This window comes from Bdellovibrio sp. CKG001, from assembly GCF_055397465.1.
The window spans coordinates 2,812,297-2,826,498 of sequence record NZ_AP029173.1 but is presented as its reverse complement, the minus strand read 5'-3'; the positions used below and the strand labels follow the sequence as shown (position 1 = coordinate 2,826,498).

The 14,202-nt window shown below is 51.4% G+C and carries 12 protein-coding genes; all 12 read left to right on the top strand.

The annotated features are described in order from the left end of the window. The first annotated feature begins 30 nt into the window (after positions 1-30). The 12 genes from purF to ACZ50P_RS13390 all read left to right on the top strand — a co-directional run bounded on the left by purF (position 31) and on the right by ACZ50P_RS13390 (position 14,128). Positions 31-1,470: an amidophosphoribosyltransferase gene (gene purF / locus ACZ50P_RS13445; protein WP_464131720.1), complete on the top strand. Its 1,440-nt coding sequence runs from the start codon at positions 31-33 to the stop codon at positions 1,468-1,470. Next, a complete protein-coding gene (locus ACZ50P_RS13440; RefSeq protein WP_464131718.1) occupies positions 1,467-2,180 on the top strand; it encodes an AIR carboxylase family protein in 714 nt (237 codons plus the stop codon). The genes purF and ACZ50P_RS13440 overlap by 4 nt, the downstream gene beginning before the upstream one ends. Beyond that, entirely contained in the window at positions 2,177-3,211 is a 1,035-nt protein-coding gene (locus ACZ50P_RS13435; protein WP_464131717.1) for a phosphoribosylaminoimidazolesuccinocarboxamide synthase, read from the top strand. Before ACZ50P_RS13440 ends, ACZ50P_RS13435 begins: the two co-directional genes overlap by 4 nt. Then, the gene (gene purD, locus ACZ50P_RS13430) at positions 3,208-4,446 is read left to right on the top strand and encodes a phosphoribosylamine--glycine ligase (protein ID WP_464131716.1); all 1,239 of its coding nucleotides are present in this window, start codon (positions 3,208-3,210) and stop codon (positions 4,444-4,446) included. Before ACZ50P_RS13435 ends, purD begins: the two co-directional genes overlap by 4 nt. Continuing rightward, positions 4,443-5,057, top strand: a complete 615-nt coding sequence (gene purN / locus ACZ50P_RS13425; protein ID WP_464131714.1) for a phosphoribosylglycinamide formyltransferase — start codon at positions 4,443-4,445, stop codon at positions 5,055-5,057. The genes purD and purN overlap by 4 nt, the downstream gene beginning before the upstream one ends. 2 nt (positions 5,058-5,059) lie before the next feature. Beyond that, a complete protein-coding gene (locus tag ACZ50P_RS13420) occupies positions 5,060-8,095 on the top strand; it encodes a phosphoribosylformylglycinamidine synthase subunit PurL (protein WP_464131713.1) in 3,036 nt (1,011 codons plus the stop codon). Beyond that, positions 8,079-8,813, top strand: a complete 735-nt coding sequence (locus tag ACZ50P_RS13415; RefSeq protein WP_464131711.1) for a phosphoribosylformylglycinamidine synthase subunit PurQ — start codon at positions 8,079-8,081, stop codon at positions 8,811-8,813. The genes ACZ50P_RS13420 and ACZ50P_RS13415 overlap by 17 nt, the downstream gene beginning before the upstream one ends. After that, complete coding sequence (purH, locus tag ACZ50P_RS13410) at positions 8,810-10,333, top strand: bifunctional phosphoribosylaminoimidazolecarboxamide formyltransferase/IMP cyclohydrolase (RefSeq protein WP_464131709.1); 1,524 nt, start codon at positions 8,810-8,812, stop codon at positions 10,331-10,333. The genes ACZ50P_RS13415 and purH overlap by 4 nt, the downstream gene beginning before the upstream one ends. Positions 10,334-10,422: 89 nt before the next feature. Next, positions 10,423-11,403 carry a phosphoribosylformylglycinamidine cyclo-ligase gene (purM, locus tag ACZ50P_RS13405; RefSeq protein WP_464131707.1) on the top strand — a complete coding sequence of 327 codons (981 nt, stop codon included), beginning with the start codon at positions 10,423-10,425 and terminating at the stop codon, positions 11,401-11,403. 130 nt (positions 11,404-11,533) lie between these two features. After that, a complete protein-coding gene (locus ACZ50P_RS13400; protein WP_464131705.1) occupies positions 11,534-12,547 on the top strand; it encodes a hypothetical protein in 1,014 nt (337 codons plus the stop codon). Between the two features lie 190 nt (positions 12,548-12,737). Further along, positions 12,738-13,583, top strand: coding sequence for an alpha/beta fold hydrolase (locus ACZ50P_RS13395; RefSeq protein WP_464131703.1), 846 nt, complete (start codon positions 12,738-12,740; stop codon positions 13,581-13,583). Between the two features lie 107 nt (positions 13,584-13,690). Continuing rightward, positions 13,691-14,128: a HAMP domain-containing protein gene (locus ACZ50P_RS13390; protein ID WP_464118179.1), complete on the top strand. Its 438-nt coding sequence runs from the start codon at positions 13,691-13,693 to the stop codon at positions 14,126-14,128. The last annotated feature ends 74 nt before the right edge of the window (positions 14,129-14,202 follow it).

Sequence of the window (14,202 nt, the reverse complement as noted above, 5' to 3'; positions counted from 1 at the left end):
GCCGTTTTTGTTTTTTCAGGGAGTGCTTCCATGTGCGGAGTCGTAGGTCTTATCGGAGAAGATCAGGCCGGGGAAAAGCTGTATCCGGCGTTATTCGCCCTTCAGCATCGCGGCCAGGATGCTGCCGGAATTTTAAGTTACGACTTTGAACGCTGCCAGTTCCATCTGGAAAAAGGCCTTGGCCTGGTGGAAGATGTTTTTACCAGCGAACGCCGTCAGCGCCTGAAAGGCAGCATGTCATTGGGTCACACTCGCTATTCCACCATCGGCAGTGTCGACAAAGAGGACCTGCAGCCCATCTTCCTCAGCTACCCTTATGGAATCGGGATGATCCATAACGGCAATGTCACCAACTACGACGAGATCGTGGATTATCTTCGGGACCGAAAACTACGTCGCACATTCTCGCGTAACGACCTGGAAATTCTTATGCATATGGTGGCCGTGGGACTGGCTTCGCGCAAAGAGTCTGCCGACATTGCCGGCAACTTGTCCGCGTCAGTGAAGGAACTTTTGCAACAGGTTCAGGGCGCTTACAGTGCCATTGGCATGTTGGCAGATCACGGACTTTTTGCATTCTGCGATATGAATGGAATTCGTCCTCTTCTGATCGGGCGAAAACGGCAAGGGGACAAATACAGTTACTGTTTTGCCTCTGAAAAGCAGGTGTTTTTTGGTTTGGGGTTTGAGTACTGGCGTGATCTGCGCCCCGGTGAATTGGTGCTGGTGGATAAAGATCTGAATTTTCAGTCGTCAGTTTTGACGGAAAAAAAGCCGCGTCCCTGCATGTTTGAATGGATCTATTTTGCCGGCTCTGAAACCGAATGGCACGGACGTCCGGTGTATGAAGTTCGTTTGAAACTGGGTGAAATTCTGGCGCAGGAATGTCAAAAGCAAGGGATTGATGTGGACCTGGTGGCCCCGGTGCCGGATACATCCCGCGCAGCGGCCTGTCGTCTGGCGGAGGTACTGGAAAGGCCTTACCGCGAGGTTCTTATTAAAAACCGCTACGTACAAAGAAGCTTCATTGTCAATGAACCTGAAGTTCGCAAGATGATGGTGAATCTGAAACTCTCGCCCGTTCAAAGTGAGATCAAAGGTAAAAAGATTCTGCTCGTGGACGACAGTATCGTGCGGGGCACGACGTCCAATCGTATTGTGCGTCTGCTGCGTGAAGCGGGGGCGGAAAAAGTCTATCTGGCCAGCACATGCCCTCCGATCCGCCATCCTTGTTTTTATGGAATTGATTTCCCGGAGGGGGAATCCTTGGTGGCGCACAAACGCAGTGAGGCGGAGGTGGCGCGGATTCTGGAAGTGGACGGTCTGGTCTTTCTTCCTTTGAATCGTTTGCAGGAGGGCCTGGGGCTTAGCAGCCTTTGCAGTGCCTGCCTTGATGGAGATTATCCTGTTCCGGTCTCAAGCGAAAACTTTTTGAGGACGCGGAACCTTAACCTTGGTGGTGAACTATGAAGATACAAGTTCTTTTTGGCAGTGCAAATGACGAGCGTGTGTACGGTCCGCTGTGCCGCTCTCTGGAAAAATGTGGTGAAGTAAAAATGCAGGTGGCTTCTGCCCATCGGGATCCACAAAAGGTCCACGAGATCGTCGCGACCTGCAACGCCGACGTTTTTGTGGCGGGTGCAGGTCTTGCGGCCCATCTTCCCGGAGTGGTGGCTTCCTTGACGGAGAAGCCTGTTTTCGGAGTGGCGGTGAATGGTGCCTTTGCCGGTTTGGATTCGTTCCTGTCTATTGTGCAGATGCCGCGCGGAGTCCCGGTGATGGCTGTGACCGAGGAAAATGCCGGGACCATAAGTGATTATCTGCTACACCTGAATCAAGTTCCCCGGGACCGAATTTGCCTGCACTGGAATCGCAGCCTTGAAAGTTATTCGCCCATTCAAAGGGCTTTGGACGAGATCCAGGCACAAACCCAACTCCCCGTGGAATGGACTGCGGCCAATGCTCAAAACTGTCTTGGTGAAATCGTCAGCCCCTGGGAGTTACCCAGAACACAAGGACTCAATCTGTTCCTGTGCGAAAAAGAACAACTGGCAAGTTCAAATCTGGCGCTGGATTTCTTTGCCAAAGCTCGCCACGGCGGATTCTGGGTTGGAGCCAACAATGTGACGAACTTTGTAGAGCAGTGGAAGAAGCTCATGATGTTGGGGGCGGCAAAATGAATCTAATCTATAAAGGCTCAGTGAAGGATCTTTACAAAAGCGGTGATGGCAAAATCATTTTTCAGTACAGCAACCGTTATTCCATTTTTGACTGGGGCGAAATGCCCGACGAGATCCCTTTGAAAGGGGAGGCCTTGGCGGTTCTGGCCGGCATGTTCTTTGACTATCTTTCGGAAAAAGGAATTTCCTCCCACTACCTCGGGCAGAAAAACCGAAACTCCATTGAGGTTCAAGCCGTCGATGTTCTGCGCCCCGTATGGAAAGAAGACCGCTATGATTACGGTGCTTATGCTCATCGTCCGACGCAGTGTCTGGTTCCTCTGGAGGTGATCTTCCGTCGTCATTTGGGGATGGGGAATTCGCTGCAAGCCCGACTGGCCAGGAATCCGGCCTATGCTCAGGATCTGGGATTGACCCATATTCCCACCGGGGACAGCAGCTTTGCTCCGGCTTTGATAGAGTTCTCCACCAAGCTGGAAAGCACAGATCGCTATCTTTCCAGAGCGGAAATCCAAGCCATGCATGTGGTGTCAGAAGAAGAGTTGCACGGTCTGAAGGCCCATACGCAACAGGTAAGTCAACTGATGGAGGATCTCTTTGCCTCTTTCGGTGTGAAACTCTGGGATGGCAAAGTGGAGTACGCGTTCAGGAATGACGTGAACGGGCAGCGCGAGTTGATGCTGGTGGATTCCATCGGACCTGATGAGTTACGCCTGACCTATGAAAACCTGCCGCTTTCCAAAGAGTTCCTGCGCCAGATCTATGCCGGATCCGCCTGGAGTGAGGCGGTTAAAAAGGCCAAGGACCTGGCACAGGAAAGAAAGACCCAGGATTGGAAAAAGATCTGCATCGAAGAACTGAAACAGCACCCCCTGCCGCTGACTGCCGCACAGATTCAAGTCGCCTCTTATCTGTATCAAGCCCTGGCCAATGAGGTGGCGGTGGCTCTGCGACGGCCGACGCCCTTTGCGCCCGATGTGAATTTGCGCTTCTGGTTTAAGAAAGTTCAAGAGATGGAGCCATTGTCATGAAGGTCGTTGTCGTCGGAAAAGGGGGACGGGAGCACGCCTTGGCGCGGGCTCTGCTGAAATCCCCCATGATCACCGATTTGTGGGTTTGCCCTGGCAACTCAGGGATGCAACAGGCGGGGATTTCATGTGCACCCTGTGAAAGTACCGAAGACATCGAAAGTTTCTGTGTCCGTCATGGCGTATCCCTGGTGGTGATTGGTCCTGAGATCATGATCCTTTCGGATCTTAAACCCCGTCTTGAAGCACACGGCATTTCCTGTTTTGCTCCCTCTTCAGAGTTGGCGAGGCTTGAGGCCTCTAAACTTTTTTGCAAAGGCGTTTTAAAAGAAGCCGGCGTAAAGACCGCGGCCTGTCAGGTCAGTTATTCTTTGCCTGAGGCCTTGAAGTCAGTGGAGGCGCATGATTTCGCAAGTCCTCTGGTGATCAAAGCGGACGGCTTGGCTCAGGGAAAGGGTGTCTGGGTTTGCGAAAGCAAAGACAAGGCCCGGGAGGCGGTCCGAACTTTGGGTGAGCACTTTGGCTTCCCTCTGCTTCTGGAAGAATGTCTGCAGGGGCCTGAACTGTCGGCCTTCGCTTTATGTGATGGTGAAGACTTTGTTGTCTTAGGTACGGCCTGTGATTACAAAAGAATTTCTTCGGATCCTTTTAGTGCGAATACTGGAGGCATGGGGGCGTACAGTCCTTGTGACTTCATCACTTCCCAGGATCATCAGGAGATTCGAGGTATTTTTGCCAAAACTTTGACCCATCTCAATCGCAAAAAAATGCCCTATCAAGGATTCCTGTTTGCGGGTCTCATAAAGACGGCCCAGGGACTTTATGTCCTGGAATACAACGTGCGTTTGGGTGATCCGGAAACGCAGGCTCTTTTGCCCCGACTGCGCTCGGATCTGACAGAACTTATTGTTAAAGCGGTGACCCATCAACTGCAGAACCAGGATTGTGAGCTTTCTCCGGAAGTGTCGGTCCACGTCGTGGCGGCCAGTGAAGGATACCCAACGTCCCCGATGAAGTTAGGAAGCCCCATTCAAGTTCAGGCGGTCGATGATCCGAAAGTGGATCTGTATTTTGCCGGAGTCAGCCGCATCCAGAATGAGCTAGTCAATGTGGGGGGGCGTGTTCTGGGGGTGACGGCTTTGGCCCAGACGAAGCGTGAAGCGCGAAGCAAGGTCTATGAACACATGGAACGGATCAACTTCGAGGGTATGTACCTGCGACAGGATATCGGACTATGAGACCGCCACGAATTGCCATTCTGGCCTCAGGAACCGGCAGCAACGCGCAAGCCCTGATTCGCAAGGCGCAGGATTTAGGAACTGACAAACTAGAGATAATTTTTGTTCTTTCTGATCTGGAAGAGGCCCCGGTTCTTGAAAAAGCCCGAGACCTGGGAGTTCCGGCCTTTCTGCGAATGAAGTTTGCGGATCGTCGCACCCATGAAGAATCCATTCTGATGCTGCTGAGAGAGCACCGCATAGACTGGGTCTTGTTAGCTGGTTATATGCGCTTGCTAAGCCCTTATTTTATAAAAACCCTGCAGTCCTGGCATCAGGGGGCTTCACAAGTAGTGAACATTCATCCCTCGCTGCTGCCAGCCTATCCGGGATTGGATTCGATAGCGCGAGCTTACGCCGATCAGGTGTCTGAAAGTGGTGTGACATTGCATTTAGTGGACGACGGCATGGACACCGGGCCGATTTTACGACAGCAGAGGATTCTACGGGGCCCAGAGACATTGCCTGAGTGGGCTGCCCTGTTTCATCGGGTTGAACATCAAATCTATGGAGCTTTCCTGGCCGATATTGCCGAGGGACATCAGAAGACTTGTTATTTTATGGAGACTTAAAAATGCAAAGACTATCTGTTCACAGCCGCTTTGATCTGAGCACCGAAAACGCTCTTAAAAAAGCCCTTCTTCAAGCCGGACCGATTCATGATTTAAAACTCAGGAAACTGTACTGGGTGTTACCCAAAACGGACTTCCAGAGCGAACCGGATCTGGAAAAAAAGCTGGGCAAAGTTTTTTTTGACCCTATCACTGAACAGATGCAGCAGGGATTCCCCGAATTCCAAGACGACCGAATCTATGTTGAAGTCCGTTTTCTGGCAGGGGTGACTGACAATCTGGCCCGCTCGGCGACGGAAGCTTTGATGTTGGTAACTTCGCAACATAATACTTCTTCGTGGCAGGATTTCCCGTGGGAAGTACATAGCGGATGGGAACTTGAAGTTCACGGAGATGTCTCCAAAGAACAGATTGAAAACCTGATGTTTCAAACATTGGCCAACCCCTTGTTACACAAAGTGACGGTGGCTCCGGGGCAAGAGTTGATAAAGAAAAACACCTGGGCGTCGTTTGCCGATTACTGGAAGACGGCCCCCCACAAGCCCGAACTTTTGTTGCTGGATCTTCACCAGGAAACACTGGAACGGATCAACCAAGAGCGCGGACTGGCACTCAGTGAAGAAGAAATCAAAACCATTCTTAATCACTTTAATTCGCCGGAAGTCGTTGAAAATCGCAAAAAGTGGGGATGGGACGGCAAGATCACCGAGGTTGAACTGGAGTGTCTGGCGCAAACCTGGAGCGAGCACTGCAAGCACAAGATCTTTGCCGCGGAAGTGGATTACTCCGAAAGCGCCGAGGGACTTCCATCCCTTGGCAACAAGAAGGTCATGAGTTTATATAAAACATATATTCAACAGGCCACGAAGGATCTTTCAGATTGTGGCTATCTGGTGTCTGTTTTCAAAGACAACGCAGGCATCGTCGATTTTGATTCCCAACTGAATGTCTGCGTCAAAGTGGAGACTCATAACAGCCCGTCTGCTCTGGATCCTTTTGGGGGAGCCCTGACCGGAATTCTGGGAGTGAATCGTGATATCCTGGGCTGCGGCCTTGGCGCCAAACCCATAGCGAACATGGATGTGTTCTGTCTGTCGACTCCAAATCTTTTTCCGCCCAAAGATTCGGCCCGGCGGCCTGAGCTTTTAAAAGATCCCAGCCTTATCTTCAGAGGTGTTCATCAAGGGGTCGAAGAGGGCGGAAATCAAAGCGGTATTCCCACAATCAACGGAAGTTTTTGTTTTGCCAGCGAGTTTGCCGCAAAGCCGCTGATTTTTGTCGGCTCGGTGGGGATCTTGCCAAAGACGGTGCAGGGGCGCCGGTCAGAAGAAAAAAGCGTCCGTGCCGGGGATTGTATTGTGGTGGCCGGGGGGCGTCTGGGAAAAGATGGCGTTCACGGCGCCACTTTCAGTTCTTTGGCGCTGCAAGATCAGGTGGCTTCCAATGTGGTGCAAATCGGGGATAGCATCACACAAAAAAGACTTCTGGATTTTACCCTGATGGCGCGGGATCAGAATCTGATTCAGGCGATTACAGACAATGGCGCCGGCGGGTTGAGTTCCTCGATTGGCGAAATGGCCCAGTACTCGGGCGGTGCGCGCCTGGATCTTAGCTGCCATCCGGTAAAGTACCAAGGACTTGAGTTCTGGGAGATGCTGATCAGCGAATCTCAGGAACGCATGTCCTACGCTGTGGACCCTTTAAATGTTCCTCAATTCCTGGAGCTTGCAAAGAAGATGGGTGTTGAAGCCTTCGTTTTGGGTGAGTTCTCGGATTCAGGTGTCTTTGAAGTCCATCACGGTGAAACCATGCTGGCGTGTTTGGATTTACACTTTCTGCATGAGGGTCTAAGCCGACTCAAGCTGAAAGCCCACTTCACCGGACCACGGGCCTATCAGGAGTTCTTCCGTGCCGTAGAACGAAAAGAGCTGCCGGCAGCCAATGCCGAAAATCTGGCCAAGGTTTTGAAGGTCGTTCTGGCCTCTCCGAACGTCGCCTCTCGCGAACCTCTTGTTCGCCACTATGATCATGAAGTGCAGGGTGCCACACGAGTAAAACCCTATGGGGGTAAAACGCAGCAAGGCGCCAACAACGCAGGTGTTCTGGATCTGTCCGTTCACGGGGGGGACGCCAATAATGCCGTGGCAGTTTCAAATGGTCTGTGCCCTCAGTATTCCTATTATGACACTTACTTGATGGCCCAAAAGGCGGTGGATGAGGCTGTTCGCAATCTGGTCGCAACCGGAGCAGATCCTTCCAGGATGGCCCTGGTGGATAATTTCTGCTGGCCGGATCCATTGGAAAAATCCAGCAATCCGGATGCTCATCATAAAATGGGACAACTGGTGCGTGCTTGTGAGGGGCTTTATCAGGCGGCTCTGGCCTTCCGGGCTCCGTTTGTCAGCGGCAAGGACAGCATGAAGAACGACTTCATCGGAAAAACCAGGGGCGGCGACACAGTGAAGATCTCAGTTCCACCGACGTTGCTGGTAACAGCCATCGCTCAGGTTCCCCAGGCAGAGAAAACAGCTCCGGGGTTCTTTCAAAATGAAGGCGATCAGATCTATCTTTTGGGAGAGCTCACAGAAAGCCTGTATGGCTCGGTCCTGGCACAGGAATACCTGGTCGACGAGGACAAGCCCGAATACCCGGATCTGGTGCGCAATAAAAACCTGTATCAACGTATTTTTGAGGCGCATCAGCTGGAGCTTCTGGAGTCCTGTCATGACATTTCCGAAGGAGGTGTGATGGCAGCTTTGGCCGAAGCGGGCTTTGGCAACGATCTGGGAATGGAATTGCAGTTAAGCTCTTTAAGTTGGAAGCAGCTCTGGTCCGAAGCCGGCTCACTGTTCGTGATCAGTGTTCATCCCGACAACGATCCGCAATTCAAGGCGCACTTCCCTGAGGCACGGGCTTTAGGTGTGGTGACACAAAAGCCTGCTATGAGCTGGGAATTCCAAGGCCAGCGCCATGAGGAATGTCTTAGCGATCTTCGCGATATCTGGAGCAAAGGAGTTCTGAATGTCTATCAAGCCTAAGTTTTTGGTTCTGTGGGGCGATGGCATTAATTGTGAAAACGAAACCGCACGCGCCATCGAACTGGCAGGAGCGGAAGCCTGCAAGGTTCATATCAATGTTTTGCTGGAAGCCCCTGGGCAGCTCGACTCTTATCAGGCATTGGTCATTCCCGGAGGGTTTTCCTTCGGGGATCATCTGGGCAGCGGTCAGGTGCTGGCATTAAAACTGGAGCTTCGCCTGAAGAGCGAGCTGCAGAAATTTGTAAAATCCAAACCCGTGATGGGCATCTGCAATGGTTTTCAAACCCTGATCAAACTGGGGTTGCTGCCGGATGCCGACTTTCAGCGCAGCTGTGCGCTGGTCAAAAATGAACAGGGTCATTTCATCAATCGTTGGATCGAGCTAAAGCGAAATGAAAAGTCCCCCTGCATTTGGACCAGAAGTCTTCCCGGCAGCTTTGCTTTGCCCATTCGTCATGGCGAGGGCCGTTTCGTGTGTCAGGATGAGGCTGTGTTAAACCGCCTGCTTCATAATAATCAGGCAGTTCTTCGTTACACCGAAGACGTCAACGGGGCCCAGGCGCAGATTGCCGGAATCTGCGATCCTTCCGGTTTGGTGTTTGCACTGATGCCGCATCCCGAAGCGGCACTGCATGACTGGCATCTGCCGGGGCCGGGCAAGGCCTACGGTCTGGAATTTTTTAAAAGTGCTGTTCAATATCTAAGGAGTCATTCATGAAATCCATTCACAGAGCTTTGCTGAGTGTGTCTGATAAAACGGGTTTGTTGGAGTTGGCGAAAACTTTGGCCGCTCATCATATCGAGCTGATCGCCAGTGGCGGAACCGCTAAAGTGTTGACCGATGCAGGTTACAAAGTCACTCCGGTGGAAAAACTCAGCGGCAAAGGGGAAGCCTTTCAGGGGCGGATGAAAACCATCAGCTTTGAAATTGCCTCGGCATTGCTTTTCCGTCGTGAAGACAGCAGCGATATTCAGCAGGCCGCTGAATTAGGCATTGAACCGGTGGATCTGGTGGTTGTGAACTTGTATCCCTTTCATGAAACATTGAAAAAGCAAGCCCCCTTTCAGGAGTGTATCGAAAACATCGACATTGGGGGGCCCACGCTTCTGCGGGCCGGGGCTAAAAACTTCCGCTCTGTCACAGTGCTCAGTCAACCGTCGCAGTATCAGGAATTCTGCGCAGAGCTCACCCAGCATCAAGGCAGCACCACACTGGAGTTCCGCCAAAGATGTGCGGCGCAAGCTTATACAATGACGGCTTTTTATGACTTGGCCATTGCGGGTTATATGACGGAACAATCAGGGCAGGTGTTGCGCTACGGGGAAAATCCCCACCAAAAAGGTCTTGTGTTGAAAGATCCGTTCCAAGCGGGTCTGGCCCATGCCAGGTCATTGCAGGGGAAAGAGATGTCTTACAATAACTATCTGGATGCGGACTTTGCGTTGAAGACCTTGCAGGATGTGCAGTCTTGGCAGGGGGATAAGGCTTTGCCGACGGCAGTGGTTGTGAAACATAACACGCCTTGCGGGCTGGCCATCGCCGAAACCCCGTTGCGAGCATTGGAAAAGGCCTGGCAGGGGGACGAAAAAAGCTCATTCGGAGGGATCATTGCTTTAAATGTGAAAGTCACCGACGAGATAGCCTCATTTTTCACTGACAAGTTTGTCGAAGTGATACTGGCTCCCGCCTTTGATGAGAGCGCCTGTGAAAAGCTTAAGAAAAGCTGTCGGGTGATGGAAATCTCTGTGAGTCCTCAGACCCATCCCCAGGTGCGCTCGATTGAAGGCGGCTTGCTGATACAGGACGCAGACATGTGGAGCTTGTCGCAAATGAAGGTCGTGACCCAGAAGCCGCTGTCACCGGAAAAAGAAAGACTAGCGGCTTTTTCGATGCTGGCGGTGAAGAATCTGAAAAGCAACGCGATTGCCCTGTGTCGGCAAGACGGGCCTGAGTTTGAACTTGTAACCATGGGGTCTGGGCAGACCAACCGTGTGGACTGCATTGAAAAGCTGATCACTTCCCGCTTAAAGGACAAGGGAATTTCAGATCTGTCAGAGGTGATGCTGGCGTCGGATGCGTTTTTCCCTTTCCCTGATTCTGTGTTGGCTGCGGCTCGTTTGGGGGTAAGGCACATTCTTCAACCGGGAGGCTCTGTGAAAGACACCGAGGTGATCGCCGAAGCCGATCGTCACGGCGTGGCCATGGTCTTTTCCGGGCGCCGCCATTTCCTGCATTAGAACTCTGTACCGTGGGTTTTCTCTTCTCGGGCTTTTTTGCTCCTTGAGAGAAAACCCACGTTACAGGGTTCTAAAACGAGGGAGCAGTTGTGGTTGATTATAAAGACTCAGGAGTTGATATCACAAAGGCCGATGCCTTTGTTGAGCGTATTAAAAATCTGGTTCCGACGACCTTTAATGATCAAGTCGTGCAGGGGATTGGTGGTTTTGCAGCCGTCTATAAGCTGAACCAGGAAAAATATCTGGCGTCTTGCACTGACGGTGTGGGCACGAAGCTGAAACTGGCGCAGAAGCTCGATCTTCACCATGGCATCGGTATCGATCTGGTGGCAATGTGCGTGAATGACCTTCTTTGTGTTGGCGCCAGACCGCTGTTTTTTTTGGATTACATGGCCTTCGGAAGGCTGGACACCCGGGTCAGCGAGGAACTGATTGCGGGCATGGTGGATGGTTGCCGCCAGTCAGGCATGGCGTTGATCGGTGGCGAAACTGCTGAAATGCCTGGGGTCTATCAAGGCGGCGAATACGATCTGGCCGGATTCAGCGTGGGCGAAATGACCCCCGAAGAGATGTACACTGAAAGCCACATCGAGGACGGCGATGTCCTGCTGGCCCTGCCTTCTTCGGGTTTTCACTCCAATGGGTACTCGCTCCTAAGAAAACTGGTCCAAGACGATGAAATGGAGCTAATGCGGGAACTTCTGACGCCGACCCGAATTTATGTGAAGCTGGTGACTGCATTGCGCAAGGAGTTCCGCGGGGCTCTGCGCGGAGCCTCACATATTACTGGCGGTGGAGTTCATAATATCCCGCGAATGAGCCAGGCCTTTGATTACGATCTTAGCGGCTGGCCTTCGGTGAAAGAAGTAGCCCCCATTTTCCAGAAGATATTGCCCAGACTGGAGCTTCCCCGCGAAGAGCTGTATCGCACATTCAATATGGGGGTGGGTTTGGTGCTTTTGGTCAAAAATAGTGAGGCAGCAAAGATTCAGTCCTGGCTCGAGGATCAGAATGAAAAATACTGGGTTTTAGGTGCTGTTCAAAGAGGAAATGGGCAGATTAGGGCCTGATTTCAGCGGGGCCAGGACTGTCAAAAGAATGATCAGTGGGCCCATTTTTTCGTGATTGGATTTATTGGTGGACTCACATTCCTAGGGTGGGCTATAGCTGGGGGCCTATTCATTAACCATGGAGTTTATCATGATGAATAAGAATGCATATCTGGTACTGGCTGCGACAGGGTTGTTGATGGCCCCTGCAGCGTTCGCGCAAAACTCTTCCACAACAAGTGTGAATACCAATTCCAGCACTGTTAAAATGGAAGACCTGAAAAAAGCTGACGAGAAAAACAAAGACATCGACAGCGAAATCACGGACGCCCGTATGAGAGCTCAATTGGGTTCCAAATCAAAATGGTCTTTCAAATCCAGCTTGGCATACTCTGGTGGTTCTATTCAGGAGCCTTTGAACAGTGTGCGCCCCAACTATCGCGCTTCTGCGACTATGGAAGCGATGACTTCCTTGTCCGGGGATGTGGGTATCAATTACCGTGCGGGTGAACGTGACAATTTCAGCTTCGGTACAGGTATCACGATCATCGATCCTCTTCACGGTGACATCACAAAACCTGCCCAGGATGAGCGCAAAGGCCGCGATGGATCCTTGGCTCGTTACCAGGTCTCCACTCCGTACCTGAGCTGGAGCCGTGGTTACCGCGCTTTCGACACTCAGATGATCTCCAGCATGCAGTATTCCCATGCGACCGACAGCGACTCTGTTAACATCGAAAAAGTCTTCGGTGCTGCCAGCTTCAGTCAGACTTTCCTGGCGAACTTTGGCAAGTCCGGATGGAATGGAGGTACAAGTCTGACGATCAGCAAAACCCTCTATGGCGGTGATGTCACGGATGCAAAACTTTTGAAAAGAATGGATTTGGGTCTTTATAAGCGTTCTGAGCTGGGCTTCGGTTTGTATCCGTTCCTTCAGTACTCTTTCAATGACCGCTATTCTTTCCGTACAGTGTTTGGTTACTTCCAGTTCACTCGTTATCAAGGCGAGAACGACAATGTTCAAATCGAACCTTACCAATCCGTTGGGACTGGGATTTCAATTACTCGCGATATCTACTTGTATCCGAACGTTCAGTTCACTCCGAAGGACATCCGAGCGGACAGAACTAACGTGGCTCTTTCTGCGAACATCAACTTGTTCTAAAAACTTTCAGGACCATTTTGGTTTCTTATTAAAGACCGCCCTAAAGGCGGTCTTTTTATTTTTCTATTGCGGCTCTGCCAGTTTCATTTCCAAAGTCCGGTGTTAGCACCCACGGAAGCTGGTGAAAAGCTGATCGGAAGATTGCCTTTTGCCCTCATTTCAGCAACGCTTAGTGGGGTGGAGGTGAGACATGAGAAAGGCTATCTGGTTCATAATGCTATCTTTCGCATTGGTTTCAGTCCAAGGGCAGACGGCTCAGACATGCGGGACCAAGGAAATCTCTGCGGGTTATACCTACGACTATTGCATTCAAACGACGGATCGCACGAAGACTCAGGACGTTGTCTATTTCTTCCATGGTTTGGGCGGAAATGCCCGAACCTGGTTTACCCAGACTCAAGGTACGCAGTGGATTGAAAATAAGTGGAGCTCTCAGGGGTATAAGCCCACGATTATCACAGTCTCTTTTGGTGAGATCTGGCTGCTTGTGAACAACGAAGAGTTTCCTCTGGTTTCCGCGTTTCGCGATGAAATGATGCCTTTTCTGGAAAACCAGATTGGGGGCCTTGGTAAGGGTCGCCGTTTGCTGTTAGGGCAGTCCATGGGCGGCTTTAACTCCATTCAGGCCTCATTGCAGATGCCGGGGACTTTCCTTAAGGTGGTGCTGATGTGTCCGGCGATCACCACCGTCGGTCCCTTTGATCCGCCCGAAGCGATTGACCGTTATATTGCCCGAACCAAGGCTTTACGTTCGCGCGTCAACTTGATGCTGGATATTTCGCGTGAATTCTTTAAGACGCCAGAAGATTGGCAACGTCACGACCCTTTGCAGCTGATCAAGACGTTCGATCCGGCTATTAAGCAGGTTTATCTGGTCTCTACCGGGATGAAGGATGAGTTCGGCTTCCAAGAGGGATCGGCTGAGTTTGTGAAAGCCGCCAAGACCCAGGGGGTGATCGCCAGTTGGTTGCCGGTGCAGGGCGGGCATTGTGTCTTTGACCGTGACGCTGTCGCGCGCTTTATCTGGAATAAGTAAGATCTGTGGTGATGAACTTTTGGTCGTTTCTCAAACAGAAACGTTCCGGGTGGGCTGACGGGGAATGGCTTCTGAAAGCCCGCCTTCATCAGATATAATGGTATGATATGAAAACATTCCGTCCTCGTCGCAAGCTGATAGTAAATCGCGAAGTGCAATTTGATGTGGTCATGCACGTCAGCCTGTTTGTGGCCGTGCTCTTTTTGGGGCAGATTTTTGCCGCCTACCTTTTTATAGGAAAAATCCAGGAGCTGGCTGGCTCCGGAGCGTTTTCCCTGATGTCGGTATCAGAGTTCATCGGCCGCTATAAAACGGTTTTCCTGGTGTATCAGTTGATTCCCGTGTTGTTGGGGCTGGTGGTAGGGTTCTGGTACTTTAACCGCATGACCCGCAGGATTGTGGGGCCACTGTTTAATATCAAGCGCACTGTCAAAAGAATGGCGGAAGAAAATCTGGATTCCGTTGAAATTCATCTGCGCGAAAACGATTACTTTCAGGATCTGGCTCAGGACATTAACGTGATTCTGCAGAAAAAAACGAAGTGACGGCGGGGCCGGAAGCGGATCGGTTTTCTGGCGTATAGGATAAAAACCTAAAAAAAAAGGCCACTGATGAAGTG